Source organism: Streptomyces sp. NBC_00091 (genome assembly GCF_026343185.1).
Classification (GTDB): Bacteria; Actinomycetota; Actinomycetes; order Streptomycetales; family Streptomycetaceae; genus Streptomyces.
This window is the reverse complement of sequence record NZ_JAPEMA010000001.1, coordinates 4,487,018-4,513,801: the sequence shown is the minus strand read 5'-3', so window position 1 is coordinate 4,513,801 and position 26,784 is coordinate 4,487,018. Positions and strand designations below refer to the sequence as shown.

Sequence of the window (26,784 nt, the reverse complement as noted above, 5' to 3'; positions counted from 1 at the left end):
CCACCCGATCGGGCTACAGAACCCCGTCCTGGGCCCGCTCGGGGTCAGGACCTGCGTACGCCTTCCGCAAGCTCGCCCGCCAACGCGCGCACGGCGTCCAGCCCGGCGGGCAGGTCCGGCGCGTCCAGCAGCAGCTTCACGAAGGCCGAGCCGACGATCACACCGTCGGCGAAGCCGGCGACCTGCTTGGCCTGTACGGCGTTGGAGACGCCCAGGCCCACGCAGACGGGCAGCTCGGTCGTGGTGCGGGTGCGGCGCACCAGCTCCTGGGCCTCGTCGCCGACGGACTCGCGGGTGCCGGTGACGCCCATGAGGGAGGCCGCGTAGACGAAACCGGAACCGGCGGCGGTGATGGTCGCCAGGCGTTCGTCCCGGCTGCTGGGGGCCACGACGAAGACGGTCGCCAGACCGTGCTTGGCCGCGTGCTCGCGCCACAGCGCGGACTCCTGGACCGGCAGGTCGGGCAGGATGCAGCCCGCGCCGCCGGCCGCCGCCAGCTCGGCGGTGAACCGCTCGACGCCGTAGCGGTCGATGGGGTTCCAGTACGTCATGACCAGGATCGGGACCCCGGTGGCCTCGAAGGCCTCGCGGACGGTGCGCAGCACGTCGGCGATCTTCACGCCGCCGCGCAGGGCGATGTCGTCGGCGGTCTGGATGACGGCGCCGTCCAGGACCGGGTCGCTGTGCGGCAGGCCGATCTCGACGACGTCGGCGCCGCCCGCGATGACGGCCTTGACCGCTTCGATGCCGCCGTCGACGGTCGGGAAGCCGGCCGGGAGGTAGGCGACGAGGGCGGCGCGGTCCTCGGACTTGGCCTTGGCGAGGGTGTCGCCCAGCAGCTGAAGGTTTCCGGTGCTCACTTCGACTCCCCCTCGGTGCCTTCTCCGTCGTACAGCCCGAAGTAGCGGGCCGCCGTGTCCATGTCCTTGTCGCCGCGGCCGGACAGGTTGACCACGATCAGGCCGTCCTTGCCCAGTTCCTTGCCCAGGTCGAGGGCGCCCGCGAGGGCGTGTGCCGACTCGATGGCCGGGATGATGCCCTCGGTGCGGGAGAGCAGGCGCAGGGCCTGCATGGCGGCGTCGTCGGTGATGGCGCGGTACTCGCCGCGGCCGGTGTCCTTGAGGTAGGAGTGCTCGGGGCCGATGCCCGGGTAGTCCAGACCGGCGGAGATGGAGTAGGGCTCGGTGATCTGGCCCTCCTCGTCCTGGAGGACGTAGCTGCGGGAGCCGTGCAGGATGCCGGGCTCGCCCGCGGTGAGGGTGGCGGCGTGCTCGCCGGTCTCCACGCCGTGCCCGGCGGGCTCGAAGCCGACCAGGCGGACGTCGGCGTCCGGGATGAAGGCGTGGAAGAGGCCGATGGCGTTGGAGCCGCCGCCGACGCAGGCGGCCACGGCGTCGGGCAGCCGGCCGGCGCGCTCCAGGATCTGGCGGCGGGCCTCGACGCCGATGACGCGGTGGAAGTCGCGGACCATGGCCGGGAAGGGGTGCGGGCCGGCGACGGTGCCGAAGAGGTAGTGGGTCTGGTCCACGTTGGCGACCCAGTCGCGGAACGCCTCGTTGATGGCGTCCTTGAGGGTCCGGGAGCCGGACTTCACGGCGATGACCTCGGCGCCGAGCATGCGCATGCGGGCCACGTTGAGGGCCTGGCGCTGGGTGTCGATCTCGCCCATGTAGATGGTGCAGTCGAGGCCGAAGAGGGCGCAGGCGGTGGCGGTGGCCACGCCGTGCTGGCCGGCGCCGGTCTCGGCGATGACGCGGGTCTTGCCCATGCGCTTGGTGAGCAGCGCCTGGCCCAGCACGTTGTTGATCTTGTGCGAGCCGGTGTGGTTGAGGTCCTCGCGCTTGAGGAAGATCCGGGCGCCGCCCGCGTGCTCGGCGAACCGGTGCACCTCGGTCAGGGCGCTGGGCCGGCCGGTGTAGTTGACCATGAGGTCGTTGAGCTCGGCGGCGAAGGCGGGGTCTCCCTTGGCCTTCTCGTACTCGACGGCGACCTCGTCCACGGCTGCGACGAGGGCCTCCGGGATGAACTTGCCGCCGAAGTCACCGAAGTAACCCTCGGCGTTGGGGACGTGACCCTCCGGGTCCGGGATGAAGAACGAGCTGGTGGACATGCCACTACTCCTACGGGTACGGAATGCGAGGTTTCGCTCGGCGGGGGCTGGATGCACCGTATTGCTCCGCCGGTCCGCGGCCCGCGCACCCCGCGCTGCGGGGACGGGTGCCGTACGGGACGGGCCGGCCCGCGCCCACGAGGGGGCGGGGCCGTACGCGACCGCCCGCACCCGGTACCTCAGGGGTACCGGGCCGGGGAGGCCGTCGTCAGAGCGCGGATCCGCCGCGCCATCGCATGCCGTTGACCTGTCCGGGCTCGGAGCCGATCACGTAGCGCACCCGCCTGCCGCGCACCCGGCGGGCCGGGGCGCGGCAGCCGCGTGGGCGGCAGCCGCGCGCCAGCGGCGCGTGCGCCGTCGGCACGCCGGCCGGGCCGTGGCCCGGGCGGGTGCGGACGGAGGAGCGGACGGGAGGCATGGGAGTGGTCAGCTCCGGCCGTGGCGCAGGGCGGGGTGGGCCCCGGCGGCGACGAGGTCGGCCACGGCCGCCTTCGGGTCGCGGCCGGTGACCAGGGACTCTCCGACGAGGACGGCGTCGGCGCCCTCGTTGGCGTAGGCGATCAGGTCGTGCGGTCCGCGGATGCCGGACTCGGCGACCTTCACGATGTGGGCCGGGATCTCGCCGACGATCCGCTCGAAGGTGGAGCGGTCGACCTTGAGGTCCTTCAGGTTGCGCGCGTTGACGCCGATGATCTTGGCACCGGCCTCGACGGCGCGCTCGATCTCCTCCTCGTCGTGGACCTCGACGAGCGGGGTGAGGCCGATGGACTCGGCCCGCTCGATGAGGGAGACGAGGGCCTCCTGGTCCAGGGCCGCGACGATCAGCAGGACGAGGTCGGCGCCGTAGGCGCGGGCCTCCCACAGCTGGTACGCCGTGACGATGAAGTCCTTGCGCAGGATCGGGATGTCCACGCGGGCGCGGACGGCCTCCAGGTCGGCCAGCGAGCCGCCGAAACGGCGCTGCTCGGTCAGGACGGAGATGACCGCGGCCCCGCCGGCCTCGTAGTCGGCGGCGAGCCCGGCCGGATCCGCGATCGCGGCCAGCGCGCCCTTGGAGGGGCTGGAGCGCTTGACCTCACAGATCACCTTGACGCCGTCGCCACGCAGGGCGGCGACACCGTCCTTGGCCTGGGGCGCCTTGGCGGCACGCTCCTTGAGCTCGTCGAGGCTCACGCGGGCCTGCCGTTCGGCAAGGTCTTCGCGGACCCCTTCGATGATCTCGTCGAGCACACTCACGCGAGCGGCCCCCTTCCGGGTTGATGACGGTCGGCCGCCTTGCAGACACGTACCACTGCAAGGTCAGCACTCAAATGGTATCCGCAGGTCGCCACGGCCTCCGCACGGACTTCTTGGTTTCCCATGGACTGGACGTCGGAATATGGGCTTCCCGTAGTTCCGCGCCGGGCCCCCGCAAGGGGTCAGGGGGCCAATACGGATCCGAACGGGAGGTTCCGGACAATCGAGAAGGCCAGGACCAGGGCCCCGATGCCCCACCAGTAGACCGGTCTCAGGACGATCCGGGGGGCCGGGGCGCCGCGGAAGGCGCGCAGCAGCCACAGCGCCATGAAAGCGGCGAAGACCAGGTACCCCGCCACCGCCACGGCATTGGCACCCAGGGCGGCCGTCAGGTCCCCGGTGGCGAAGGCGTGCGCGCTGCGCAGCCCGCCGCAGCCGGGGCACAGCACCCCGGTCAGCCGGAAGAGCGGGCAGACCGGGTAGTGCCCCGGTTCGTTCGGGTCCACGGCGCCCAGGTACGCGAAGGCCGCCACGGCCCCGGCCAGGGTGAGCGCCGGGGCGGCCAGGCGCCGGGCCCGGGAGGCCCGTACGGGCGCCGGGGCGGGCGGCAGGGGCTGCCGGGGCACGGCGGGCGGGGTGCTGGTGCGAGGGGCGTCCACCCGCTGATTCTCTCCGGTCATGACAAAAGGCGCAGCCCGACGGGCCGCGCCTTTCGGAGTGCGGGCCGGCGGACCCGCGCTGTCGCGCTCAGACCTTGGCGGGAACCCGGTTGGCGGCGATGACCTCGGCGAGGTCGCGGTGGGTGGCCTTCGGCGCGCCCATGCCCGCGGCGCGCATCGCCATGCCGACGACACCGCCGAGCGCGACGACGACGAAGCCGGCCCAGAACCCGAGCGGGTTCGCCAGCACCATGAAGGCGCCGGAGACGCAGAAACCGATGAAGGCGATGACGACACCGGTCCAGGCGGCCGGGGTGTGTCCGTGGCTCGTGCCCGCCATGAGTTGCTCCTCGTTGCTCTGTCACACGTGCTGTGTCGCACGCTCTCTGTCATTGTCCCGCACGGGACCGCCGGTTTCTCCAGTGGGTGGGGATCCGCGGCGGGCGCCGTCTCAGTCCGTGGGGTCCTCGCCGCGGTCCAGGGCCTTCCACAGGTCCTCCGGCCGGTCCGGGTCCACCGGGGCGGGGGTGCGCGTACGGGGGCTGCCGTCGCGCTCGTAGCGGCCTCCCATCGCGGGCCAGCTCCGGCCGAAGCGCAGCGCCAGGAGCCCCGCGAGCAGGATCAGGGCCGCTCCGGAAGCCGTGATGTACGGCCAGGCCGTATGGGTCAGTTCCACCACCCGGGCGGCGGTGTCGGCCGTCGCGGTGGCGGCCCGCTCGTCCAGCGCCCGGCGGTCGTCGGCGGCGGCCACCGCGGACAGGGCCGCGCCGAGCCCGCTCAGCGCGAGCAGCCCCGACACCAGCAGCCGCCCGCGGCCCCGTACGGCGAACACCGCGACCAGGGCGGCGAGGCCGACGATGGCCAGGGCCGCCGGGAGACCGGTGACGGCCCGCCCGTCCGCGGTCAGCGGCAGCGTTCCGCCCCCGACGGCGGCGCTGCCCCGGGCCCAGGTGCGGCCGGAGGCGAGCAGGACGACGGTGGCGCCGAGCGCGCCGAGCAGCAGGGCGATGGCCACGGTGCGGCGGCCGGCGCTGCTCTCGGGGGGCTCGGCTTCGATGCGGGGGTGGGGTACGGCACTCACGTACCCCACTATCCCCTACGTCCTCAGGCGCGGTGGAGGCGGTTCGCCGCTCCCACGGCGCGGAGCACGGCGGCCGCCTTGTTGCGGCACTCGAGGTCCTCCAGCTCGGGCACCGAATCCGCGACCACACCCGCTCCGGCCTGCACGTACGCCGTACCGTCGCGCAGCAGCGCGGTGCGGATGGCGATGGCCGTGTCGGAGTCCCCCGCGAAGTCGAGGTAGCCGACGCAGCCGCCGTACAGGCCGCGGCGGGAGGGCTCCAGCTCCTCGATGATCTGCATGGCGCGGGGCTTGGGCGCGCCCGAGAGGGTGCCGGCGGGGAAGCAGGCGGTGAGCACGTCGAAGGCGGTCTTGCCCTCGGCGACCCGTCCGGTGACCGTGGAGACGATGTGCATCACGTGGGAGTAGCGCTCGATCGACATGAAGTCGACGACCTCCACCGAACCCGGCTCGCAGACCCGGCCCAGGTCGTTGCGGCCGAGGTCGACGAGCATGAGGTGCTCGGCGCGCTCCTTGGGGTCGGCCAGCAGCTCCTCGGCGAGGTCGTTGTCCTCCTGCGGGGTGGCGCCGCGGTGGCGGGTGCCGGCGATGGGGTGGACCATGGCCCGGCCGTCCTCGACCTTGACCAGCGCCTCGGGGCTGGACCCGACCACGTCGAAGCCGTTCTCGAAGCGGAAGAGGTACATGTACGGGGACGGGTTGGTCGCCCGCAGGACCCGGTAGACGTCCAGCGCGGAGGCCTCGCAGGGGGTCTCGAACCGCTGCGAGGGCACCACCTGGAAGGCCTCGCCGGCCCGGATGCGCTCCTTGATGTCCTCGACCGCGACCTGGTACTTCTCGCCGCCCCAGAGCGCGTCGAAGGGGGGCAGCGCGGACTCCGGGAGCGCGGCGGGGACGTAGGGCGCGGGCCGCGCGAGGTCGGCCTCCATCGCGTCCAGGCGGGCCACCGCGTCCGCGTACGCCTCGTCCGCCCCGGTGTCGAGGGCGTTGTGGTTGATCGCGTTGGCGATGAGCAGGACGGTGCCGTCCCAGTGGTCGAGGACCGCCAGGTCGGAGGTGAGCAGCATGGTCAGCTCGGGCAGCCGCAGGTCGTCCTCGGTGTGCTCCCCGATGCGCTCCAGGCGGCGCACGATGTCGTAGCCGAGGTAGCCGACCATGCCGCCGGTGAAGGGCGGCATCCCGCCCGCGAGGTCGCGGGGAGTGTGCAGGGCCTCGACGGTGACGCGCAGGGCCTCCAGGGGGTCGCCGTCCGTGGGGACGCCGACGGGCGGGGTGCCGATCCAGTGCGCCTGGCCGTCCTTGACGGTGAGGGTGGAGTCGCTGCGGACGCCGACGAAGGAGTACCGGGACCAGGAGCGGCCGTTCTCGGCGGATTCCAGCAGGAAGGTGCCGGGGCGCTCGGCGGCCAGCTTCCGGTAGAGCCCGACCGGGGTGTCCCCGTCGGCCAGCAGCCGACGGCTCACGGGGATGACGCGGCGGTCGGCCGCGAGCTTGCGGAACGTCTCGAGATCCATGCGGTGGGGACCCTTACTGGCTAGCAGCGTCGCTGAAGAGGACATCGGCGTCGAAGCACGTGCGGGCGCCGGTGTGGCAGGCGGCCCCGACCTGGTCGACCTTCACGAGCACGGTGTCGGCGTCGCAGTCGAGGGCGACGGACTTCACGTGCTGGAAGTGGCCTGAGGTGTCCCCCTTGACCCAGTACTCCTGACGGCTGCGGGACCAGTAGGTGCAGCGGCCGGTGGTGAGGGTGCGGTGCAGGGCCTCGTCGTCCATCCAGCCGAGCATCAGCACCTCACCGGTGTCGTACTGCTGGGCGATGGCCGGTACCAGGCCGTCCGGGGAGCGCTTGAGGCGGGCGGCGACTGCGGGGTCGAGGGAGGACGTACTCATGGGCCCCATTGTGCCGCGCGGAAGGACCTGTTACGGATCACCGTCCGCCTGATGGGCAGCCGCGGGGCGGGTTCCGGTCGTAGGGTGGCCCGTATGTCTACCCATGCGAAGCGTGAACGCCTGCTGCTGGCGGACCTTTTGGAGGCGGCGGGACCGGAGGCGCCGACGCTGTGCGACGGCTGGACCTGCCGGGACCTGGCGGCGCACGTGGTGGTGCGCGAGCGCCGCCCGGACGCGGCGGGCGGGCTGTTGCTGAACGTGCTGAAGGACCGCCTCGACCGGGCGATGGCCGAGTACGCGGCCAAGCCGTACGAGGAGCTGATCCAGCTGATCCGCACGGGACCGCCGAAGCTGTCCGTGTACGCGCTGAAGCAGATCGACGAGGCGGCGAACGCGGTGGAGTTCTACGTCCACGCGGAGGACGTGCGGCGCGCCCAGCCGGACTGGTCGCCTCGGACGCTGGACCCGGTGTTCTCGGACGCGCTCTGGTCCCGGCTGGAGAAGCTGGCCCGCCTGACGGGCCGTCGCTCCCCGGTGGGCCTGGTCCTGCGCCGCCCGGACGGCCGCACGGCGGTGGCGCACAAGGGCGTACCGGTGGTGACGGTGACCGGGGAGCCGGGCGAGCTGACGCTGTTCTGCTTCGGCCGCCAGAGCTCCGCCGCCGTGGAGCTGGACGGCGAGAAGGAGGCCGTCGCCAGGCTGACGGTGGCCCAGCTGGGCATTTGAGGCACACCCGCCGTCGGGACCCGGCCGGGCCCCGACGGCGTGGCGGCTCAGCGGACCGGGAGGCCGGCTTCGCGGAGGGTGGCCTTGACCTCGGAGATGCGCAGGTCGCCGAAGTGGAACACCGAGGCCGCGAGGACCGCGTCGGCGCCCGCCGCGATCGCCGGCGGGAAGTGCTCCAGCTTGCCGGCGCCGCCCGAGGCGATCACCGGGACCGTGACGTGCTTGCGTACGGCCGCGATCATCTCGGTGTCGTAGCCGTCCTTGGTGCCGTCGGCGTCCATGGAGTTCAGCAGGATCTCCCCGGCGCCCAGTTCGGCCGCGCGGTGCGCCCACTCGACGGCGTCGATGCCGGTGCCCCGGCGGCCGCCGTGGGTGGTGACCTCGAAGGAGCCGGATTCGGTGCGGCGGGCGTCGACCGACAGGACCAGGACCTGGCGGCCGAAGCGCTCGGCGATCTCCTGGATCAGCTCGGGGCGGGCGATGGCGGCCGTGTTCACGCCCACCTTGTCCGCGCCGGCCCGCAGCAGCTTGTCCACGTCGTCGGCGGTGCGGACGCCGCCGCCCACGGTGAGCGGGATGAAGACCTGCTCGGCGGTGCGCCGGACCACGTCGTAGGTGGTCTCGCGGTTGCCGGAGGAGGCGGTGATGTCGAGGAAGGTCAGCTCGTCGGCGCCCTCGGCGTCGTACAGCTTGGCCATCTCCACCGGGTCGCCGGCGTCGCGCAGGTTCTGGAAGTTGACGCCCTTGACGACCCGGCCGTTGTCCACGTCCAGGCAGGGGATCACCCGTACGGCGAGGGTCATGCCGCGTCTCCCTTGTACGCCTCGACCTCCACCTCGACGACCATGCTGGGGTCGACGAAGCCGGAGACGATGATCATGGAGGCGGCGGGGCGGACCTCGTCGAAGAGCTCCTTGTGGGCGCGGCCCACCTCGTCCACGTCCCGGGCGTGCGTGAGGTACATCCGGGTGCGGACCACGTGCTCGGGGCCGAGCCCGGCCTGCGCGAGCGCCTTGAAGGCCACGCCGAAGGCCGTGATCGCCTGGTCGTACGGGCCTCCGCCGTCGGCGGCGGTGCAGCCGGAGACGAGGACGAGCCCGTTGGGGAGCTGCACGGCGCGGGAGTAGCCGATGACGTCCTCGTAGGGGCCGCCCGAGGAGATGCGGCGGATGTCGGAGGAGCTCATGCGCGGACCGCCTTCAGTGCTTCTTCCAGGGTGAAGGCCTTGGCGTACAGGGCCTTTCCGACGATGGCGCCCTCGACGCCGAGGGGGACGAGCCCGGACAGGGCCCGCAGGTCGTCCAGGGAGGAGATGCCGCCGGAGGCGACGACGGGCCGGTCGGTGGCGGCGCAGACGTTCTTCAGCAGCTCCAGGTTGGGGCCGGTCAGCGTGCCGTCCTTGCCGATGTCGGTGACGACGTACCGGGCGCAGCCCTCGGAGTCCAGGCGGGCGAGGGTCTCGTAGAGGTCGCCGCCCTCGCTGGTCCAGCCGCGGCCCTTGAGGGTGGTGCCGCGGACGTCGAGGCCGATCGCGATCTTGTCGCCGTGCTCGGCGATGGCCTTGGCGGCCCACTCGGGGGTCTCCAGGGCGGCGGTGCCGAGGTTGACGCGGGTGCAGCCGGTGGCCAGGGCCGCGGCGAGCGTGGCGTCGTCGCGGATGCCGCCGGACAGTTCGACCTTGATGTCCATGGCGCGGGTGATCTCGGCGACCAGGGCGCGGTTGTCGCCGGTGCCGAAGGCGGCGTCCAGGTCGACGAGGTGCAGCCATTCGGCGCCGGAGCGCTGCCAGGCGAGGGCCGCTTCGAGCGGGGAGCCGTAGGAGGTCTCACTGCCGGACACGCCGTGGACGAGGCGCACGGCCTGACCGTCGCGGACGTCGACCGCGGGGAGGAGTTCGAGCGTGGGTGCGGTCATCACAGGGTCTCGATCCAGTTGGTGAGGAGCTGGGCTCCGGCGTCGCCGGACTTCTCGGGGTGGAACTGGGTCGCCCACAGGGCCCGGTTCTCCACCGCCGCGACGAACCGCTCGCCATGGGTGGCCCAGGTGACCCGGGGAGCGCGGATCGCCGGGTTGGTGACCTCCAGGCTCCAGTCGTGGGCCGCGTAGGAGTGCACGAAGTAGAAGCGGGCGTCGGCGTCGAGGCCGGCGAAGGCCTGGCTGTCGGCCGGGGCCTCGACGGTGTTCCAGCCCATGTGGGGGACGACCGGGGCCTTCAGCGGGCCGACGGTGCCGGGCCACTCGTCGAGGCCCTCGGTCTCGACCCCGTGCTCGATGCCGCGCTCGAAGAGGATCTGCATGCCCACGCAGATGCCCATGACGGGGCGGCCTCCGGAGAGCCTGCGGCCGATGATCCAGTCGCCGCGGGCGGCCTTGAGGCCCTGCATGCAGGCGGAGAAGGCGCCGACGCCGGGAACGAGGAGACCGTCGGCGTCCATCGCCTTGTCGTAGTCGCGGGTGATCTCCACGTCCGCACCGACGCGCGCGAGGGCGCGCTCGGCGGAGCGGATGTTGCCGAAGCCGTAGTCGAAGACGACGACGTTCTTCTTAGCGCTCATTCCCAGATTCCTTGGATTCGCAGGACTCCCGCGGCCAGACACATCACGGAGCCGAGGGCGAGCAGAATGATCACCGACTTGGGCATCTTCTGCTTCTGGAAGGAGTAGACGCCCCCGGCCAGGAAGAGGCCGAGGACGATCAGGATGGTGTTGAGGCCGTTCACGGCTAGAGGGCGCCCTTCGTGGAGGGCAGGATCCCGGCGGCGCGCGGGTCGAACTCGGCGGCGTAGCGCAGGGCCCGGGCGAGGGCCTTGAACTGGCACTCCACGATGTGGTGGGCGTTGCGGCCGTACGGGACGTGGATGTGCAGGGCGATCTGGGCCTGCGCGACGAAGGACTCGAAGATGTGCCGGGTCATCGTCGTGTCGTACTCGCCGATCATCGGCGCCATGTTCTCGGGCTCGGTGTGCACGAGGTAGGGGCGGCCGGAGAGGTCCACGGTCACCTGGGCGAGGGACTCGTCCAGCGGCACGGTGCAGTTGCCGAAGCGGTAGATGCCCACCTTGTCGCCGAGGGCCTGCTTGAAGGCGGCGCCCAGCGCGAGGGCGGTGTCCTCGATGGTGTGGTGGCTGTCGATGTGCAGGTCGCCGTCCGTCTTGACCGTGAGGTCGAAGAGGCCGTGGCGGCCGAGCTGGTCGAGCATGTGGTCGTAGAAGCCCACGCCGGTCGCGACGTCGACCTGGCCGGTGCCGTCGAGGTTTATCTCGACGAGGACCGAGGTCTCCTTCGTGGTGCGCTCGACCCGTCCGATGCGGCTCATGCCTGCTGCTCCTTCTTCAGTGCGCGAACCGCTTCCAGGAACGCGTCGTTCTCGGCCGGCGTGCCGGCGGTGACCCGCAGCCAGCCCGGTACGCCGTTGTCCCGGACCAGGACGCCCTGGTCGAGGATCTTCTGCCAGGCGGTGTGGGAATCGTCGAACTTTCCGAACTGGACGAAGTTCGCGTCGGACTCGGTGACCTCGTAGCCGATGGCCCGCAGCTCGATGACGAGGCGGTCCCGCTCGGCCTTGAGCTGCTCGACGTAGCCGAGCAGGGTGTCGGTGTACTCCAGGGCGGCCAGCGCGGTCGCCTGGGTGACGGCGGACAGGTGGTACGGCAGGCGTACGAGCTGCACGGCGTCGACCACGGCGGAGTGCGCGGCGAGGTAGCCCAGGCGCAGGCCGGCGGCGCCGAAGGCCTTGGACATGGTCCGGGAGACCACCAGGTTGGGGCGGCCCTCGATCAGCGGGAGGAGGGAGTCCCGGTGGGAGAACTCCACGTACGCCTCGTCCACGACCACCAGCGACGGCTTCGCGGCCTGGGCGGCCTCGTACAGGGCGAGGACCGTCTCCGCCTCGACCGCGGTGCCCGTGGGGTTGTTGGGCGAGGCGATGAAGACGACGTCGGGGGCGTTCTCGGCGATCGCCCGCTCCGCCGCCTCCACGTCGATGGTGAAGTCCTCCCGGCGCGGGCCGGAGATCCAGCCGGTGCCGGTGCCGCGCGCGATGAGGGCGTGCATGGAGTACGAGGGCTCGAAGCCGATCGCCGTGCGTCCCGGGCCGCCGAAGGTCTGGAGCAGCTGCTGGAGGACCTCGTTGGAGCCGTTGGCGGCCCAGACGTTCTCCTTGGCGACCGGGTGCTTGCCCGTACGGGTGAGGTAGGCGGCGAGCTGGGTGCGCAGTTCGACCGCGTCCCGGTCGGGGTAGCGGTTGAGGGTGCGGGCGGCGTCGGCGACGCGCTCGGCGATGCGCCGGACGAGCGGCTCGGGCAGCTCGTACGGGTTCTCGTTGGTGTTCAGCTGGACGGCCACCTCGAGCTGCGGGGCGCCGTACGGGGTCTTGCCGCGCAGTTCGTCCCGGATGGGGAGGTCGTCGATTCCGATACCGGTCACGGGGTCGGCACCTTCCATCCGCTGTGCTGGTCCTGTTCGCCTCCGGCAAAACGTGCCTTGATGGCCGCGCCGTGCGCGGGCAGGTCCTCGGCCTCGGCCAGCGTCACCACGTGGTGGGCGACCTCGGCGAGGGCGTCGCGCGTGTAGTCGACGATGTGGATGCCGCGCAGGAAGGACTGCACGGACAGGCCCGAGGAGTGGCAGGCGCAGCCGCCGGTGGGCAGGACGTGGTTCGACCCGGCGCAGTAGTCGCCGAGGGAGACCGGGGCCCAGGGGCCGACGAAGATCGCGCCGGCGTTGCGGACCCGGGCGGCCCAGGCGGCCGCGTCCGCGGTCTGGATCTCCAGGTGCTCGGCGCCGTACGCGTCGACGACCTTGAGGCCCTCCTCGAGGTTGTCGACCAGCACGATCGCGGACTGCCTGCCCGCGAGGGCGGGCTTGATCCGGTCGTGGATGTGCTTGGAGGCCGCGACCTGCGGCTCCAGCTCGCGCTCGACGGCGTCCGCCAGCTCGGCGGAGTCCGTGACGAGGACGGCGGCGGCCAGCGGGTCGTGCTCGGCCTGGCTGATCAGGTCGGCGGCGACGTGCACCGGGTCGGCCGTGGAGTCCGCGAGGACCGCGATCTCGGTGGGGCCGGCCTCGGTGTCGATGCCGATCTTCCCGGTGAAGTAGCGCTTGGCGGCGGCGACCCAGATGTTGCCGGGGCCGGTCACCATGTTGGCGGGCGCGCACTCGTCGGTCCCGTACGCGAACATCGCGACGGCCTGGGCGCCGCCGGCCGCGTACACCTCGTCCACGCCGAGCAGCGCGCACGCGGCGAGGATCGTCGGGTGCGGCAGACCGCCAAACTCCTTCTGCGGCGGGGACGCGAGCGCGATCGACTCGACGCCCGCCTCCTGGGCCGGTACCACGTTCATGACCACGGAGGACGGGTACACGGAGCGGCCGCCCGGGGCGTACAGCCCCACGCGCTCGACCGGAACCCACTTCTCGGTCACCGTGCCGCCGGGGACCACCTGGGTGGTGTGCTCGCTGCGGCGCTGGTTGCGGTGCACGATCCGGGCACGCCGGATGGACTCCTCCAGGGCGGCGCGGACGGCCGGGTCCAGCTGCTCCAGGGCGGCCTTGACGGCCTCCGCGGGCACCCGGACCTGCGAGAGCTCGACCCCGTCGAACTTCTGCGCGTACTCGATCAGCGCCGCTGTGCCGCGATGATGGACGTCCTCGCAGATGGGCCGCACTTTCTCCAGGGCGGCTTCTACGTCGAACTCGGCACGGGGCAGCAGATCGCGCAGGGCGCCGCCCTCGGGGAGGGCGTCACCGCGCAGGTCGATACGAGAGATCACCCCACAATTCTCTCAGACCGTCTCCCACCGCCGTCCGCCCGTATCACTGGCTGATACACACCCCGGATGTCACTGCCGCCCCTTAGCGTTCTTCCTACACGTAAATGACAGCGGGGGGCTGCCATGACCGAAGCGCACGAGGACGGGCGGCCGGAGGATCTCACCGACGCCGAGCAGCAGATGTGGGAGACCTTCCGGGCGGGCACCGTCTGCGACCTCGGTGCCCACACCGCGGACCTGGACGATCCGCACGCGGGCCGGGTCTGGGGCCCCGAGCGGCGGGTCCGGGCGGAGGTCGTGGCCCACCTGCTGCTGGCCGGGCCGGCTCCGGTCCCGGGCCGGGTGGGGTGCCTGAAGCTGCGCGGCGCGCAGATCACCGGGCGGCTGGACCTGTCCGGTGGCACGGTCGCCCCGTACGTGGAGATCCGCTCCTGCCGCTTCGACGGCGAGATCCAGCTGTCCGAGACCCGCTTCGGCACGCTGCGGCTGGACAACTGCGCGATACCCCGGATGGAGGCGGCCCGGCTGCACACCGAGGGGGACCTGCACCTGGCGCGCTGCCGGGTGGCGCGCGGCATCCGGCTGACCGACGCGCAGATCGGCACCGACCTGCTGATCAGCCACGCCGTGATCCACCGGGACGGCAGGGGCCGGGCGATAGCCGCCGACGGGATGGCGGTCGCGCAGGACCTCCAGGCCGACATGCTGGAGACCGACGGCGAGGTGAGCCTGCGCGCGGCGAAGGTCGGCGCCTCGATGAGCCTGCGCGGCGCCCGGCTGCGCAACCGGTACGGCCGCCGCGCGCTGAACGCCCCGACCCTGACCGTCGAGCGGACCCTGTACCTGACCTCCATCGGCCTCGCCTCCCCGACCAGCGACCCGGACCGCCCGTACGACTGGAGCCAGACCCCCACGCGCGACGGGCCGACGCAGCACTTCGAATGCCGGGGCGGCCTGCGCCTGGACGACGGCCGCTTCGGCGACTCCGTCGACTTCTACGGCGCCCGCTTCGACCTCCGCCCCGACCAGGAGATCTCGCTGCGCCGCATCCAGACGCCCGAGCTGCGCTTCGTCGGCGACGCCCCCGAGCGGGGCCGGGTGGTGGTCTCCGGCGCGAAGGTGGTCAAGCTCGTCGACCGCTCCACCAGCTGGCCGGGCCGCGGCCGGGTCTCCATGGAGGGGTTCGTCTACGAGAACCTCGCGCCCCGGGGCCACTTCCCGCTCTCCCGCCGCCTGGAGTGGCTGGAGGCGGCCACCCCCGAGTACTCGCCGGAGCCGTACGAGCGGCTCGCCGCCGTGCTGCGGGACGGCGGGGAGGACCTCGGCGCCCGCGAGGTGCTGGTGGCCAAGCAGCGCCGCCGCCGGGCCACCCTGTCCCCGGCCGCCAAGGCCTGGGGGTACCTCCAGGACTGGACGGTGGTCTACGGGTACCGGCCGGGGCGGGCGGCGCTCTGGATGGCGGTCCTGTGGGCGGCGGGCACCCTGCTGTTCCTGCGGCACCAGCCGGCGCCGATCAAGGCGGAGGAGCACCCGCACTGGGACGCCGCCCTGTACGCGCTCGACCTGCTGCTCCCGGTGATCGATCTCGGCCAGCAGGGCCAGTGGAAGGTGGAGGGCGGCTGGCAGTGGGGTTCGGCGGTGCTGGTCCTGCTCGGCTGGATCCTGGCCACGACGGTGGCGGCGGGCGCGTCGCGGCTGCTGAGGCGGGGGTGACGGCCCGGGCCGTCCGGCCACTACCCTGTGCCTCGTGACCACCGTTCGCCTGCCCCTCTTCCCGCTGAACTCGGTTCTGTTCCCGGGCCTCGTGCTGCCGCTGAACGTCTTCGAGGAGCGGTATCGCGCCATGATGCGCGAGCTGCTGAAGACCGGGGAGGACGAGCCGCGCCGGTTCGCGGTCGTCGCGATCCGCGACGGCCGGGAGGTCGCCCCGACCGCGCCCGGGCTGCCCGACCAGACGGCCCTGCCCGAGCGGGGCCCGACGGCCGGCTTCGGCCCGGACCCGATCCAGGCGTTCCACCGGGTGGGCTGCATCGCGGACGCGGCGACGATCCGGGAGCGGGAGGACGGCAGCTTCGAGGTCCTGGCCACCGGCACCACCCGGGTACGGCTGCTCTCGGTCGACGCGTCGGGGCCGTTCCTGGTCGCGGAGCTGGAGGAACTCCCGGAGGACGCCGGTGACGGCGCGGGCGCCCTGTCCGAGGGGGTCCTGCGGGCCTTCCGCAGCTACCAGAAGCGGCTGGCCGGGGCCCGCGAGCGCTCCCTGACCTCGGCGCCGGACCTGCCGGACGAGCCGTCGGTGGTCTCGTACCTGGTGGCGGCCGCCGCCGTCCTGGACACCCCGGCGAAGCAGCGCCTCCTCCAGGCCCCGGACACCGCGACCCGTCTCGCGGAGGAGCTGAAGCTGCTCCGCTCCGAGACGGCCGTGATCCGCCACCTCCCGTCCCTCCCGGCGGTGGACCTGACCCGCGCCCCCACGAGCCCGAACTGACGTGACTCCTCCCCCTCATGAATGAGGGAGCTTCTCGCTATGCCGGGTTGGCATCGCGACGGACCAGCCCGGCCCGTAGAACGTTGAGTGCGCCCACCGTGTCCGCGTGCGCCTGGTGGTCGCACGAGACACAGTGGAACTTCTCCTGTGTGGGCCGGTTCTCCTTATCGACGTGCCCGCATTCGGGGCAGGTCCGAGAGGTGTTGCGGGGGTCCACGGCGACCACTTCCCGTCCGGCGCTCTCAGCCTTGGCGTGCAGGATCGTCAGGAACACCCCCCATCCGGCATCCGAGATCGAGTGACTGAGTCCGGCCTTCGCGGCGGCCCCGTTGGGCAGGAAACTGCCCGGCGTCTCGGGATCACACCTCGGTGCGGGGGCCCTGACCATGTTGCGGATCTTGAGGTCTTCGTGCGCAATGAAATCGTGTTCCCGCACGAGACCGAGCGCGGTTTTGTGCGCGTGGTCGAGCCGCTGGCGGCGGACCTTGCGGTGCAAGTCGGCAACCTTCTGGACGGCACGGCGGTGGTTGGCGGTGCGCTTGTCCCGGCGAACACGCGGGAACCGGGCGAGGGCCTGTTGCGCGGCTTCGAGCTTCGCGGCGGCGCGGCGGCCGTGGCGGGGGTTGGCGACATGCTCACCGTCGGAGGTGGTGAGGAAGGAGGCTATGCCCATGTCGATGCCGACCAGGGAGCCGGTCGCGGGCAGCGGCTCGGGCTGCGTCTGCTCAGCCGTCAGGATGACGTACCAGCGTCGGCCTTCGCGCTTGACGCTGACGGTCTTGACCTTGCCGATCACTGGCCGGTGCTGGTTGACCTTGACGTGCCCGACGCCTTGGAGACGGACGCGCGTGACGGGGTCGTGCGGGGTGGCATCCCAGCGGCAGCCGTCGCCGTCCTCGGGGAAGTCCACTGTGTCGAACCAGTTCACCCCCCGAAAGCGCGGGTAGCCCGGGGCGTCCCCGGCCTTGACTCGCCGGAAGAACGCGGCGAACGCCTTGTCGAGACGGCGCAGCGTCGCTTGCTGCGAGGAGAACGACCAGCGGCCCTGACGCTCCGGGTCGAACGCCCGGATCTCCTTGAGCTGCGCGGACTGCTGCCCGTACTTGACGCTCGTCTTCGAGACGTGCCGGTAGGCATCCCGGCGTTCCTGCAACGCACCGTTGTACAGGGAGCAGTGGTCACGCAGCATCTCGCCGAGCGCGATCGTCTGACCCACGGTGGGCCGCATGAGGAACTTGTACGCACGGATCATCCGGCCCACCCCCTCCCAAGCCGGTTCGCTTGACCATAATACAGTTGGCAGATGTCACCACGCTGGGAACTAGACCCCGATATCCGCCGAGGAAATCACGTCGTCTACAACCTCCATGCTCACTTGGTGTTTGTCACCAAGTACCGGCGTGAGGTCTTCAACGACGACATGCTGACCCGCTGCGAAGCGATCATGCGGGACGTCTGTGAGAAGTCCGAGGCCGAGCTACGCGAGTTCAACGGCGAGGGCGATCACGTACACCTGCTGGTGCACTACCCGCCGAAGATCGCCCTGTCCAAGCTGGTCAACAGCCTCAAGGGCGTCAGCTCCCGATACCTACGCGCCGAATACACCGGACGGATCAACCGCATCGGCATGGGCTCGGTGTTCTGGGCGCCCTCGTACTTCGTCGGCTCCTGTGGCGGCGCGCCGCTGAGCATCGTCCAGGAGTACATCGAGAACCAGAAGCGGCCGGTCTGACCGTCAATACGGAGCCGCAGAGAACTCCGGCTTCGCGGCTCCGGGCCAACGATCGCATTCCCGCACGGCCTGAAGGCCGGGATTCCCTGCGAAGATCCGGTGATGACGAAGAAGAAGCCGGCGGGCACTCCCGCCATCGCCGCCCTCACGGCGGCCGGGGTCACCTTCACGACCCACGCCTACGAGCACGACCCCGCGCACCCCTCGTACGGGGAGGAGGCGGCGCAGGCCCTCGGCGTCTCCCCGGACCAGGTGTTCAAGACCCTGGTCGCCGACGTGGACGGGGTCCTGACGGTCGCGGTGGTCCCGGTCTCGGGGGCCCTGGACCTCAAGGCCCTGGCCGGCGCCCTGGGCGCGAAGCGCGCCGCGATGGCCGACCCCGCCCTGGCGGAACGCACCACGGGCTACGTCCGGGGCGGCATCTCCCCGCTGGGGCAGCGCAAGCGGCTGCGTACGGTCCTGGACGCCTCCGCCGGCGCCCTCGCCACCATCTGCGTCTCCGCCGGCCGCCGCGGCCTCGAGGTCGAACTCTCCCCGACGGACCTCACCACCCTCACCGAAGCCACGGTGGCCCCGATCGCCCGCCCGTAGGGGCCCCTCCTTTTTGACGCGCCGCTCGCACGGTGCGGCCCTGGCGGGCCACGCCTTCTTCACGTTCTTCACGCGCCGCTCGCGCGGCTCGGCGCCGGGGCGCCTCTCCGGCTTCGCGCCGCTGCGCCGGACTCCGTCCGCCGGCCCAGGGGCGGGGCCACGGGCCCGGGCTGAGGTCCGGCGGTCGTCTGCCGGTGGTGGGCCGCTACGCGGAACCGTCCCCTACCCGCCCTTCGCCCGTTCCCCGTGGCTCCGCCCCGGACCCCGCGCCTCAATCGCCGGCGGGGCTGGTTTTGGCTGAGCTCCGCTCGCAAGTACCGCCCGGTGGGCGCTTCCGGCCCCGCGCGGCGCGGGGCGCCGTGTACCAAGCCCCGCCGGCGCTTGAGGCGCGGGTCCAGGCAGAGCCACACACCCCAGCCCCGCCGGCGCTTGAGGCGCAGGTCCGGGCAGAGCCCGGGGAACGGTGGAAGGGCGGGTAGGGGACTTGCCCCGCGCAGCGGCCACCACCCGCAGACGGACAACCGACCCCAGCCCGGGCCCGGGGCCCCGCCCCGGCCCCGACGGACGGAGTCCGGCGCAGCGCCGCGAAGCCCGGGAAGCGCGCCAGCGCTGAGCGGTGCGAGGGCCGCGTCAAGAAGGCGGGGCGGGCTTCGCGTGGACGTGGGCCGGGGGGTAGGTGCCCTCGGGGTGCCAGTCGGCCGGGGGTTCGGGGTCGCGGGGGCCCCATACGGCCGTCAGGGCGAGGTGGACGGCCACGGCGGCCATCGGCCAGACCAGCAGCGCCCCCTGCGCGAGCAGCTGCAGCGGCGCGTCGAACGCCACCCCCTCGCCCGCCTTGGCGGCAGCGGCCGGGACATCGGTGCCCGGGCCCAGCCACAGGCCCAGCCGCCACCCCACCAGCGAGGCGAAGCACGCCCCGAAGGCCAGCCCGATCACCAGCGGGACGCCCCCGCGCCGGCGCCACAGGAACACGCCGAGCGCGCTCAGCACCCCGAGCCCCAGCGCCAGCAGGAAGAAGGTGCCGTCGGCGCCGATCCGCGCCTCGCTCTCGGTGTTGCGCAGGAAGACGGCCTCACCGTTGGAGACGTACTGGACGCGCGGCGCGAGCCACGTCCACAGCAGCCCGAGCAGCGCCCCGGACACGCCCACCACCAGGGCGACGGCAGCCCCGTCACGGATGTCCGCCGGTGTGACGGCGGCCTCCGGTTCGGGGAGGCGGGGCACGGTCGGCTGCGGGGTCACGGCTTCGGTCACCCCCACATCGTGCCAGGTAGGTCCGGCGCCGGCGTCAGCGGACCGCCGCCCGCCGGTACGCCCAGGTGGCGAGGGCCAGGGACAGCACCCCGACGGCCCCGCACACGCCGAGGTCGAGGACGACGGCCGCCCAGTCGGGGTGCGGGGCGAAGGTCTCCGCGAAGGCCTCGACCCCGTACGTGGACGGCAGCAGGTCCCGCGCCCACACGATGACGTCGGGCATCCGCTCCGCCGGCAGCACGCCCAGCAGCAGCGCCGCGGACATGCCCAGCTGCCCGGCCAGCGTGGCCAGCTCCTGGCGCGGCGCGAGCAGCCCCAGCGCGGCGCCCAGCCCGGCGAGCGCCGCCCCGGCCAGGGGCACGACCGCGGCCAGGATCCACAGCCCGCCCATCGGCAGGCCGAACAGCACGCATCCGAAGACGGCCGTCACCAGCGTCCCCGGAAGGGTGAAGGAGGCGTACGCGGCGGCCGCGCCCAGCACCACCGAGGCGGGCGGCACCGGCAGGGTGGCGTAGTGGTCGAGCCCGCCGCCGGCCCGCAGCTGCCCGAAGTACTGCGCGAGCAGGTTCAGCGCGACGAAGGCGACGACCAGCACCGAGGAGCCGGCGACGACGGCCCGCGCCTCGGAGCCCCCGTCCACCACGCCCCGCATCAGGATCATGATCCCGACGGACTGGAAGGTGGCGACGAACAGCAGCGGTATCCGGGCGACCCGCGCCCGGGACAGCTGTGCCCGGTAGACGGCGGCCAGGGCGGGGAAGAGCCGCGCCCTCGGGGCCAGGACACCAACGGCAGCGGTGGTCACGACTTGACCAGACCCTTCATCCGGCCGCCCAGCGCCAGGTAGACGTCCTCCAGGCTCGGCGTGGCCAACGTGAAATCGTCGAGGGCCGCGAAGGCCGGGCCGCCGGTGACGGCGGCGACGGCCGCGCGGGCCTCGTCCTGTCCCAGCCGCAGCACCCAGCGGCGGCCCGACTCGGCGGCCAGCGGGGCCAGCTCCGCGACCGCGGGCACCTCCAGCGGCGGGGCGGTGCGCCAGACCAGCTCCAGGCGGACCTCGTCGGAGACCTGGGCCTTGAGCCCGGCGGGGCTGTCGCAGGCGATGACCTTGCCCTGGTCGACGACGGCGACCCGGTCGAGGACGGTCTCGGCCTCGATGACGTTGTGGGTGACGAGCAGGACGGTGGCCCCGTGCCGCAGCCGCCGCCGGTCCACGGCCGCCCAGACGGCCCGCCGGGCCACCGGGTCCATGCCGGTCGTCGGCTCGTCGAGGACCAGCACGGGCCGCTCCCCCACCAGCGCGGCGGCGAAGCAGGCGAGGCGCCGCTGTCCGCCGGAGAGCTTCTTCAGGGGCCGCCCGGCGATCTCGGTCAGCCCGAGTTCCCCGAGTACGTCGTCCCGCGCGGCCCGCGCCTCGCGCAGGCCGAGCCCGCGCAGCCGGCCGGTGGTCTCGGCGGCCAGCGCGACGGTGAGCTCGTCGAGGGCGGTGGACTCCTGCCCGAGGTAGGCGAGCAGCCGGGAGGCCCGTTCGGGGTGGCGTACGAGGTCGTGGCCGAGCAGGGTCACCGAGCCGGAGTCGGGCCGCATCAGCCCGGTCAGCTGGCGGACCAGGGTGGACTTGCCGGCGCCGTTGGGGCCGAGCAGGCCGAAGATCTCGCCGCGCCGGACCTCGAGGGAGATCCCGTCGTTGGCACGGGTCTCGGGCAGGGCGGGGGCGCCGCGCCGGCCGCGTACCGCGGGGTACGTCTTGACCAGGTCACGCACCGCGCAGACCACGTCCGAAGCGGCTCCGGCGGCCGCTGCCGTGGGTTGTCCTGCCTGTGCTGTGCCCGTACTCACGAGGGAGCAGCCTACGCGGCTTCCGGCCCTACTCGGCCGCCGGGGTCACCGGCGCCCCGGCCGCGGGGGCGGGTGGCGCGCCCACGTGCTCGGCGGCGGCGCGGACGTCGATCTCCCGCCAGAACCCGGCACGGATGGCGTAGCGGTCGTGTTCGTCGATCTGGTCGTCCTTGTGCGCGAGGAGCCCGAACCGGGCGGCGTAACGCAGCAGCTCCCCGTCGATCCGGTGCGGGACGCGGGGGTACATGGTGGCCAGCTTCTGCAGGTGGACGGTCTCGGGGAGGCGTTCCATCCAGCGCCGGGCGAAGACCTGGCCGACCTCGAAGGGGTCGCCGCCGACGGTGGTGATGTCCTCCTCGCGGTCGGCCCAGCGCTGCTCGGCGCTGGTGAGCTGGGCGAGGGTGGGCAGCGAGGCGGTCTCGGCCGGTTCGCCGAGCGGTCCGGCGCGGTCGATCCAGCCCTTGTCGGAGGACCAGCGCAGGGCGCTGCCGGCCGGGCTGGCGGCGTGGTGGCCGGCGGGCGCGGGGGCGTGGCCCTGGGCGGGGGCGCGCAGGGAGGCGAGGTCCTTCGGGGTGGGGACGGGTTTGGCGCCTTCGGCGGTGGCCCCTTCGGCGGAGGGGGCCGGTACGGGTGCTCCGTTCGGGCGGCTCTCGGAGGTGGCCGGGGTGCCGTTGCGGGCGGCCTCGGCGAGGGCCGCCTCGGGCAGGGGCGCGGAGAGGATCGCGGCGATCTCGGGGCGCGGGGCGGGTGGCGGGGGGCAGAGTCCGGCGAGGTCGCGGGCGCGGACGGCCCGGGTGATCCAGGCGCGGTCGAGGACGCGGCGTTCGTCGGCTTCGGCGACGAGGTCCTCGGACTGGTTGTAGTCCCCGTCGGCGGCCTGGACGGCCCACAGGTGGACGGCGACCCCGTGTTCCTTGGCGGACATCAGCCCGGGCAGCAGGTCGCCGTCGCCGGTGACGAGGACCACGTCGGAGCAGGCCCGGTTGCGGGCCAGTTCGGTGAGTTCGGCGTGCATGGCGGCGTCGACGCCCTTCTGCGCCCAGCGGCCGTCGCTGCGGGTCAGGGCGCCGAGCCGGACGGTGACGCGGGGCATGACGCGCAGCCGCCGGTGCTCGGGCTGGGGGACCCGGTCGGGGGCGCCGTCGAACCAGTAGATCCGCAGCAGGGGCTGCTGGGTGTCGGCCTCGGCGCGCTCGCGCAGCCCCTGGATGAGGGCCGAATGGTCGACGGTGATGCGGGAGCGGGAGGGCTCCCCTGCGAGGAGGCTCGCGGCGGCGCCCAGCAGGTATCCGGCGTCCACCAGGACGACGCAGCGGTCCACGCGTTCCACCCTCTTCCGTGGGGGTCCTCGACAGGTTTTCCCCGAGTCTGCCCGACCGCAAGGGTGGTTACGGCCGGAACTCGATCATCGGCGTGGCGGATCTCCCGGGGGGCTGTGGAAGGGGCCCTCACTACGCGCAGTAATGATCCAAAATGCGTGGTTTGTGGGGGTGTGTGAGTGTGAAGGCGGCCCTGGCCCCTACACCCCCCACGGAGGCATTCCATGGCCAAGAACAAGAACCAGAAGCAGCCGGCGAAGCAGCAGCCTCGCGCGTCCGCCCAGGAGCGGAGTTCGACGGAAGCCTCGCCGGAAGAGCGCACTTCGCAGTCGCCGAGCCCGCTGGACATGGCCCACAAGAGCAAGCAGAAGAAGTTCGGCCACAACTGACGCCTCCGCGCGATGACGGAAGGGCTCGCCCGGCAATGACGCCGGCCGAGCCCTTCCGTACGCCGGTACGGGAGCCCGTATCGGGCCCCGTGCGGGCTAGCCGGCCAGGCAGGAGGGGCCGAGCAGCACCTTGAGGTCGCCGAAGAGGGCGGGGTCGGGCTGGACCCGGTGCCGGTCCAGGCGCAGCACGGTGGTGGTGCGCGGCCCCTGGAGCTTGATCCGCACTTCGGTGTTGCCCTTGTGGTGGCGAAGGATCTCCCCGAGACGGGTGACCATCGGCGGGGTGACCTTGACGGTGGGGATGGTCAGGACTACCGGGGCGTTGGTGCCGGCGGAGCTCAGGTCGGGGACCATCATCTCCATGGCGACCAGGCGGGGGACGTCCTCGCGCTTGTCGAGGCGGCCCTTGACGAAGACGACGGTGTCCTCGACCAGCTGGGTGGAGACGAGCTGGTAGGTCGCGGGGAAGAACATGCACTCGATGGAGCCGGCCAGGTCCTCGACGGTGGCGATGGCCCAGGCGTTGCCCTGCTTGGTCATCTTGCGCTGGAGGCCGGAGATGATGCCGCCGATGGTGACGACGGCGCCGTCGGAGTGCTCCCCGCCGGTGAGCTGGGAGATGCCGGCGTCGGTCTTGTCGGAGAGGACGTGCTCCAGGCCGAAGAGCGGGTGGTCGGAGACGTAGAGGCCGAGCATCTCGCGCTCCTGGGCGAGCAGGTAGGACTTCTCCCACTCGACGTCGGAGAACTCCACGTCGAGCCCGAAGCCGGGTTCGTCGCTCGCGCCCTCGTCACCCATTCCGCCGAAGAGGTCGAACTGTCCCTCGGCCTCCTTGCGCTTCACGGCGACCACGTTGTCGATCATCGGCTCGTGGTGGGCGACCAGGCCCTTGCGGGTGTGGCCCATCTCGTCGAAGGCGCCGGCCTTGATCAGGGACTCGACGGTGCGCTTGTTGCAGACGACGGCCTCGACCTTGTCCAGGAAGTCGGGGAAGGTGGAGTACTTCCCCTTGGCCTTCCTGGTCTTGATGATCGACTCGACCACGTTCTGGCCGACGTTGCGGACGGCGGTGAGGCCGAAGAGGATCACGTCGTCGCCCTGGGCGGCGAAGTTCGGCTCGGACTCGTTGACGTTCGGCGGGAGCACCTTGATGCCCATGCGGCGGCACTCGTTCAGGTAGATCGCGGACTTGTCCTTGTCGTCCTTGACCGAGGTGAGCAGGCCGGCCATGTACTCGGCCGGGAAGTTCGCCTTGAGGTAGGCGGTCCAGTAGGAGACCAGGCCGTAGGCGGCCGAGTGGGCCTTGTTGAAGGCGTAGCCGGCGAAGGGGACCAGGACGTCCCACAGGGCCTGGATGGCCTGGTCGGTGTACCCGTTCTTGCGGGCGCCCTCCTGGAAGATGGTGAAGTTCTTCGCCAGCTCCTCGGGCTTCTTCTTGCCCATCACGCGGCGCAGGATGTCGGCCTCGCCGAGCGAGTAGCCGGCGATGATCTGGGCGGCCTTCTGCACCTGCTCCTGGTACACGATCAGGCCGTAGGTGACCGCGAGCACCTCTTCGAGGGGCTTCTCCAGATCCGGGTGGATCGGGGTGATCTCCTGCTGCTTGTTCTTGCGCAGGGCGTAGTTCGTGTGCGAGTTCATGCCCATCGGGCCCGGGCGGTAGAGCGCGGACACGGCGGAGATGTCTTCGAAGTTGTCGGGCTTCATCAGGCGCAGCAGGGAGCGCATGGGCCCGCCGTCGAACTGGAAGACGCCGAGGGTGTCGCCGCGGCCGAGCAGTTCGAAGGTCTTGGGGTCGTCGAGCGGGAGGGCCAGGAGATCGATGTCGATCCCCTTGTTGGCCTTCACCATCTTGACGGCGTCGTCCATGATCGTGAGGTTGCGCAGGCCGAGGAAGTCCATCTTCAGCAGGCCGAGCGACTCGCAGCTCGGGTAGTCCCACTGGGTGATGGTCACCTGGTCGGTGTGCCGGACCCAGACCGGTACGTGGTCGGTGATCGTCTCGCTGGACATGATCACGCCTGCGGCGTGCACGCCCATCTGGCGGACCAGGCCCTCGACGCCGCGGGCGGTGTCGATGACCTTCTTCACGTCGGGCTCGTTCTCGTACATCCCGCGGATCTCGCCGGCCTCGCTGTAGCGGGGGTGCGAGGGGTCGAGGATGCCGGAGAGCGGGATGCCCTTGCCGAGGACGTCGGCGGGCATGGCCTTGGTGAGCCGGTCGCCCATGGCGTAGGGGTAGCCCAGGACGCGCGCGGAGTCCTTGATCGCGTTCTTGGCCTTGATGGTGCCGTAGGTACCGATCATGGCGACCTTGTCGGCGCCGTACTTCTCGGTCACGTACCGGATCACCTCGACGCGCCTGCGCTCGTCGAAGTCGATGTCGACATCGGGCATGGAGACGCGCTCGGGGTTCAGGAAGCGCTCGAAGATCAGACCGTGGGTGATCGGGTCGAGGTCGGTGATGCCCATGGCGTACGCGACGATCGAGCCGGCCGCGGAGCCGCGGCCCGGGCCCACCGCGATGCCCTGGTTCTTGGCCCACATGATGAAGTCGGCGACCACGAGGAAGTAGCCGGGGAAGCCCATCGAGATGATCGTGTCCATCTCGTACTCGGCCTGCTTCATCCGGTCGTCCGGGATGCCTCCGGGGTAGCGGCGGTTCATGCCGCGCATGGTTTCCTCGCGGAACCAGGTGACCTCGGTGTAGCCGTCCGGGATGTCGAACTTCGGCATCAGGTTCCGGAAGCCGAACATGCCCTCGGTGTCGACCTGCTCCGCGACCAGCTTCGTGTTGGCGCAGCCCTCCTGCCAGGCGTCCGAGGAGTCGATCGCGTACATCTCGTCGGTCGACTTCAGGTAGTAGCCGGAGCCGTCGAAGCGGAAGCGGTCCGGGTCCGAGAGGTTCTTGCCGGTCTGGATGCAGAGCAGGGCGTCGTGGGCGCCGGCCTCGCTCGCGTAGGTGTAGTGCGAGTCGTTCGTCACCAGCGGCGGGATGCCGAGCTTCTTGCCGATCTCCAGCAGCCCGTCGCGGACCCGGCGCTCGATCTCGATGCCGTGGTCCATCAGCTCCAGGAAGTACCGCTCCTTGCCGAAGATGTCCTGGTACTCGGAGGCCGACTTCAGGGCCTCGTCGAACTGGCCGAGGCGAAGGCGCGTCTGGAGCTCGCCGGAGGGGCAGCCGGTGGAGGCGATCAGGCCCTCCGACCACTTGCTGATGGTCTCCTTGTCCATGCGCGGCCACTTCGTGAGCCAGCCCTCGGCGTACGCGTCGGAGGACAGCCGGAAGAGGTTGTGCAGGCCGGTGGCGTTCGCCGCCCAGATCGTCTTGTGCGTGTAACCGCCGGAGCCGGAGACGTCGTCCCGCTTCTGGTGGGGCTGGCCCCACTGGATGCGGCGCTTGTTGCGCCGGGACTCGGGGGCGACGTACGCCTCGATGCCGATGATCGGGGTCACCCCGGCCTTCTTCGCCGAATGGAAGAAGTCGTAGGCGCCGTGCAGGTTGCCGTGGTCGGACATGGCGATGTGCGTCATGCCCATCTCATTGCACGCGTTGAACATGTCCTTCAGCCGCGCGGCACCGTCCAGCAGCGAGTACTGGGTGTGGACGTGCAGGTGCGTGAACGGCGTCTTGGTCACGGTGGGGGCCTCCGGGGGAGAGAGGGGCGGCAGCTTTGAATCCTACGTCCCACCAGTGACA

The 26,784-nt window shown here is 71.9% G+C and carries 29 protein-coding genes; 6 read left to right on the top strand and 23 right to left on the bottom strand.

Going from position 1 to position 26,784, the window contains the following annotated elements:
• Positions 1–44: 44 nt before the first annotated feature.
• The 9 genes from trpA to hisI form a co-directional block, all read right to left on the bottom strand.
• Complete coding sequence (gene trpA, locus OOK34_RS20845) at positions 45–860, bottom strand: tryptophan synthase subunit alpha (RefSeq protein WP_267035373.1); 816 nt, start codon at positions 858–860, stop codon at positions 45–47.
• A complete protein-coding gene (gene trpB, locus OOK34_RS20840; protein WP_267035372.1) occupies positions 857–2,110 on the bottom strand; it encodes a tryptophan synthase subunit beta in 1,254 nt (417 codons plus the stop codon). Before trpB ends, trpA begins: the two co-directional genes overlap by 4 nt.
• Before the next feature lie 208 nt (positions 2,111–2,318).
• Positions 2,319–2,528: a tryptophan biosynthesis modulator TrpM gene (gene trpM / locus OOK34_RS20835; protein ID WP_267035371.1), complete on the bottom strand. Its 210-nt coding sequence runs from the start codon at positions 2,526–2,528 to the stop codon at positions 2,319–2,321.
• A gap of 8 nt (positions 2,529–2,536) precedes the next feature.
• Positions 2,537–3,346, bottom strand: coding sequence for an indole-3-glycerol phosphate synthase TrpC (gene trpC, locus OOK34_RS20830; RefSeq protein ID WP_267035370.1), 810 nt, complete (start codon positions 3,344–3,346; stop codon positions 2,537–2,539).
• A 182-nt stretch (positions 3,347–3,528) separates the two neighbouring features.
• The gene (locus tag OOK34_RS20825; protein ID WP_267035369.1) at positions 3,529–4,026 is read right to left on the bottom strand and encodes a DUF2752 domain-containing protein; all 498 of its coding nucleotides are present in this window, start codon (positions 4,024–4,026) and stop codon (positions 3,529–3,531) included.
• A 67-nt stretch (positions 4,027–4,093) separates the two neighbouring features.
• Positions 4,094–4,345 (bottom strand): HGxxPAAW family protein, encoded by a 252-nt coding sequence (locus tag OOK34_RS20820; protein ID WP_267035368.1) that lies wholly within the window; start codon positions 4,343–4,345, stop codon positions 4,094–4,096.
• A 111-nt stretch (positions 4,346–4,456) separates the two neighbouring features.
• Positions 4,457–5,095: a TIGR02234 family membrane protein gene (locus OOK34_RS20815; protein WP_267035367.1), complete on the bottom strand. Its 639-nt coding sequence runs from the start codon at positions 5,093–5,095 to the stop codon at positions 4,457–4,459.
• A gap of 14 nt (positions 5,096–5,109) precedes the next feature.
• On the bottom strand, positions 5,110–6,600 hold the full coding sequence (locus OOK34_RS20810) for an anthranilate synthase component I (RefSeq protein WP_267035366.1): 1,491 nt from the start codon (positions 6,598–6,600) through the stop codon (positions 5,110–5,112).
• Positions 6,601–6,613: 13 nt separating this feature from the next.
• On the bottom strand, positions 6,614–6,985 hold the full coding sequence (hisI, locus tag OOK34_RS20805) for a phosphoribosyl-AMP cyclohydrolase (protein WP_267035365.1): 372 nt from the start codon (positions 6,983–6,985) through the stop codon (positions 6,614–6,616).
• Between the two features lie 84 nt (positions 6,986–7,069).
• Between hisI and OOK34_RS20800 the strand changes: the two genes are divergently transcribed.
• Positions 7,070–7,702, top strand: a complete 633-nt coding sequence (locus OOK34_RS20800) for a TIGR03085 family metal-binding protein (protein ID WP_267035364.1) — start codon at positions 7,070–7,072, stop codon at positions 7,700–7,702.
• A 47-nt stretch (positions 7,703–7,749) separates the two neighbouring features.
• Here the strand turns inward: OOK34_RS20800 and hisF are convergent, their stop codons facing one another.
• The 8 genes from hisF to hisD are packed head-to-tail and all read right to left on the bottom strand — an operon-like array spanning position 7,750 to position 13,472.
• The gene (gene hisF / locus OOK34_RS20795; protein WP_267035363.1) at positions 7,750–8,505 is read right to left on the bottom strand and encodes an imidazole glycerol phosphate synthase subunit HisF; all 756 of its coding nucleotides are present in this window, start codon (positions 8,503–8,505) and stop codon (positions 7,750–7,752) included.
• The gene (locus OOK34_RS20790) at positions 8,502–8,888 is read right to left on the bottom strand and encodes a RidA family protein (protein ID WP_267035362.1); all 387 of its coding nucleotides are present in this window, start codon (positions 8,886–8,888) and stop codon (positions 8,502–8,504) included. The genes hisF and OOK34_RS20790 overlap by 4 nt, the downstream gene beginning before the upstream one ends.
• Positions 8,885–9,616, bottom strand: a complete 732-nt coding sequence (gene priA / locus OOK34_RS20785; protein WP_267035361.1) for a bifunctional 1-(5-phosphoribosyl)-5-((5-phosphoribosylamino)methylideneamino)imidazole-4-carboxamide isomerase/phosphoribosylanthranilate isomerase PriA — start codon at positions 9,614–9,616, stop codon at positions 8,885–8,887. Before priA ends, OOK34_RS20790 begins: the two co-directional genes overlap by 4 nt.
• Positions 9,616–10,257: an imidazole glycerol phosphate synthase subunit HisH gene (gene hisH, locus OOK34_RS20780; protein WP_267035360.1), complete on the bottom strand. Its 642-nt coding sequence runs from the start codon at positions 10,255–10,257 to the stop codon at positions 9,616–9,618. Before hisH ends, priA begins: the two co-directional genes overlap by 1 nt.
• On the bottom strand, positions 10,254–10,421 hold the full coding sequence (locus tag OOK34_RS20775; protein WP_266838544.1) for a hypothetical protein: 168 nt from the start codon (positions 10,419–10,421) through the stop codon (positions 10,254–10,256). The genes hisH and OOK34_RS20775 overlap by 4 nt, the downstream gene beginning before the upstream one ends.
• Positions 10,422–10,423: 2 nt before the next feature.
• Positions 10,424–11,017 (bottom strand): imidazoleglycerol-phosphate dehydratase HisB, encoded by a 594-nt coding sequence (hisB, locus tag OOK34_RS20770; protein WP_267035359.1) that lies wholly within the window; start codon positions 11,015–11,017, stop codon positions 10,424–10,426.
• Positions 11,014–12,126 (bottom strand): histidinol-phosphate transaminase, encoded by a 1,113-nt coding sequence (locus tag OOK34_RS20765; RefSeq protein ID WP_267035358.1) that lies wholly within the window; start codon positions 12,124–12,126, stop codon positions 11,014–11,016. Before OOK34_RS20765 ends, hisB begins: the two co-directional genes overlap by 4 nt.
• On the bottom strand, positions 12,123–13,472 hold the full coding sequence (gene hisD, locus OOK34_RS20760; protein WP_267035357.1) for a histidinol dehydrogenase: 1,350 nt from the start codon (positions 13,470–13,472) through the stop codon (positions 12,123–12,125). The genes OOK34_RS20765 and hisD overlap by 4 nt, the downstream gene beginning before the upstream one ends.
• Positions 13,473–13,595: 123 nt before the next feature.
• Between hisD and OOK34_RS20755 the strand changes: the two genes are divergently transcribed.
• Both OOK34_RS20755 and OOK34_RS20750 read left to right on the top strand, forming a co-directional pair.
• Positions 13,596–15,185, top strand: a complete 1,590-nt coding sequence (locus OOK34_RS20755; protein ID WP_267035356.1) for an oxidoreductase — start codon at positions 13,596–13,598, stop codon at positions 15,183–15,185.
• A 34-nt stretch (positions 15,186–15,219) separates the two neighbouring features.
• Positions 15,220–15,960: an LON peptidase substrate-binding domain-containing protein gene (locus OOK34_RS20750; protein WP_267035355.1), complete on the top strand. Its 741-nt coding sequence runs from the start codon at positions 15,220–15,222 to the stop codon at positions 15,958–15,960.
• 37 nt (positions 15,961–15,997) lie between these two features.
• On the opposite strand, the gene OOK34_RS20745 is transcribed toward OOK34_RS20750, so the two are convergent.
• Positions 15,998–17,212 carry a transposase gene (locus OOK34_RS20745; RefSeq protein ID WP_267035354.1) on the bottom strand — a complete coding sequence of 405 codons (1,215 nt, stop codon included), beginning with the start codon at positions 17,210–17,212 and terminating at the stop codon, positions 15,998–16,000.
• Between the two features lie 51 nt (positions 17,213–17,263).
• On the opposite strand from OOK34_RS20745, the gene tnpA reads away from it, so the two are divergent.
• On the top strand, positions 17,264–17,692 hold the full coding sequence (gene tnpA, locus OOK34_RS20740) for an IS200/IS605 family transposase (protein ID WP_267035353.1): 429 nt from the start codon (positions 17,264–17,266) through the stop codon (positions 17,690–17,692).
• A gap of 102 nt (positions 17,693–17,794) precedes the next feature.
• The gene (gene ybaK / locus OOK34_RS20735; RefSeq protein WP_267035352.1) at positions 17,795–18,283 is read left to right on the top strand and encodes a Cys-tRNA(Pro) deacylase; all 489 of its coding nucleotides are present in this window, start codon (positions 17,795–17,797) and stop codon (positions 18,281–18,283) included.
• A gap of 630 nt (positions 18,284–18,913) precedes the next feature.
• Here ybaK and OOK34_RS20730 read toward each other — a convergent pair.
• The 4 genes from OOK34_RS20730 to OOK34_RS20715 form a co-directional block, all read right to left on the bottom strand.
• Positions 18,914–19,525: a hypothetical protein gene (locus OOK34_RS20730; RefSeq protein ID WP_267036842.1), complete on the bottom strand. Its 612-nt coding sequence runs from the start codon at positions 19,523–19,525 to the stop codon at positions 18,914–18,916.
• 46 nt (positions 19,526–19,571) lie between these two features.
• A complete protein-coding gene (locus tag OOK34_RS20725; protein ID WP_267035351.1) occupies positions 19,572–20,342 on the bottom strand; it encodes an ABC transporter permease in 771 nt (256 codons plus the stop codon).
• On the bottom strand, positions 20,339–21,313 hold the full coding sequence (locus tag OOK34_RS20720; protein ID WP_267036841.1) for an ABC transporter ATP-binding protein: 975 nt from the start codon (positions 21,311–21,313) through the stop codon (positions 20,339–20,341). The genes OOK34_RS20725 and OOK34_RS20720 overlap by 4 nt, the downstream gene beginning before the upstream one ends.
• Before the next feature lie 91 nt (positions 21,314–21,404).
• Positions 21,405–22,706 carry an NYN domain-containing protein gene (locus OOK34_RS20715; RefSeq protein WP_267035350.1) on the bottom strand — a complete coding sequence of 434 codons (1,302 nt, stop codon included), beginning with the start codon at positions 22,704–22,706 and terminating at the stop codon, positions 21,405–21,407.
• A 213-nt stretch (positions 22,707–22,919) separates the two neighbouring features.
• Here OOK34_RS20715 and OOK34_RS20710 point away from each other — a divergent pair, with 213 nt between their 5' ends.
• Positions 22,920–23,084, top strand: coding sequence for a hypothetical protein (locus OOK34_RS20710; RefSeq protein WP_267035349.1), 165 nt, complete (start codon positions 22,920–22,922; stop codon positions 23,082–23,084).
• Positions 23,085–23,180: 96 nt separating this feature from the next.
• Here OOK34_RS20710 and dnaE read toward each other — a convergent pair whose 3' ends face one another.
• Positions 23,181–26,723, bottom strand: a complete 3,543-nt coding sequence (dnaE, locus tag OOK34_RS20705; RefSeq protein WP_267035348.1) for a DNA polymerase III subunit alpha — start codon at positions 26,721–26,723, stop codon at positions 23,181–23,183.
• Positions 26,724–26,784: the final 61 nt, after the last annotated feature.

Excerpts from the sequence above, each read along its gene's own strand:
- trpB (WP_267035372.1), bottom strand. The coding sequence starts at position 2,110 with ATGTCCACCAGCTCGTTCTTCATCCCGGACCCGGAGGGTCACGTCCCC.
- trpM (WP_267035371.1), bottom strand. The coding sequence starts at position 2,528 with ATGCCTCCCGTCCGCTCCTCCGTCCGCACCCGCCCGGGCCACGGCCCG.
- OOK34_RS20825 (WP_267035369.1), bottom strand. The coding sequence starts at position 4,026 with ATGACCGGAGAGAATCAGCGGGTGGACGCCCCTCGCACCAGCACCCCG.
- OOK34_RS20820 (WP_267035368.1), bottom strand. The coding sequence starts at position 4,345 with ATGGCGGGCACGAGCCACGGACACACCCCGGCCGCCTGGACCGGTGTC.
- OOK34_RS20810 (WP_267035366.1), bottom strand. The coding sequence starts at position 6,600 with ATGGATCTCGAGACGTTCCGCAAGCTCGCGGCCGACCGCCGCGTCATC.
- hisI (WP_267035365.1), bottom strand. The coding sequence starts at position 6,985 with ATGGGGCCCATGAGTACGTCCTCCCTCGACCCCGCAGTCGCCGCCCGC.
- OOK34_RS20800 (WP_267035364.1), top strand. The coding sequence starts at position 7,070 with ATGTCTACCCATGCGAAGCGTGAACGCCTGCTGCTGGCGGACCTTTTG.
- hisF (WP_267035363.1), bottom strand. The coding sequence starts at position 8,505 with ATGACCCTCGCCGTACGGGTGATCCCCTGCCTGGACGTGGACAACGGC.
- OOK34_RS20790 (WP_267035362.1), bottom strand. The coding sequence starts at position 8,888 with ATGAGCTCCTCCGACATCCGCCGCATCTCCTCGGGCGGCCCCTACGAG.
- priA (WP_267035361.1), bottom strand. The coding sequence starts at position 9,616 with ATGACCGCACCCACGCTCGAACTCCTCCCCGCGGTCGACGTCCGCGAC.
- hisH (WP_267035360.1), bottom strand. The coding sequence starts at position 10,257 with ATGAGCGCTAAGAAGAACGTCGTCGTCTTCGACTACGGCTTCGGCAAC.
- hisB (WP_267035359.1), bottom strand. The coding sequence starts at position 11,017 with ATGAGCCGCATCGGACGGGTCGAGCGCACCACGAAGGAGACCTCGGTC.
- OOK34_RS20755 (WP_267035356.1), top strand. The coding sequence starts at position 13,596 with ATGACCGAAGCGCACGAGGACGGGCGGCCGGAGGATCTCACCGACGCC.
- OOK34_RS20745 (WP_267035354.1), bottom strand. The coding sequence starts at position 17,212 with ATGATCCGTGCGTACAAGTTCCTCATGCGGCCCACCGTGGGTCAGACG.
- tnpA (WP_267035353.1), top strand. The coding sequence starts at position 17,264 with ATGTCACCACGCTGGGAACTAGACCCCGATATCCGCCGAGGAAATCAC.
- ybaK (WP_267035352.1), top strand. The coding sequence starts at position 17,795 with ATGACGAAGAAGAAGCCGGCGGGCACTCCCGCCATCGCCGCCCTCACG.
- OOK34_RS20710 (WP_267035349.1), top strand. The coding sequence starts at position 22,920 with ATGGCCAAGAACAAGAACCAGAAGCAGCCGGCGAAGCAGCAGCCTCGC.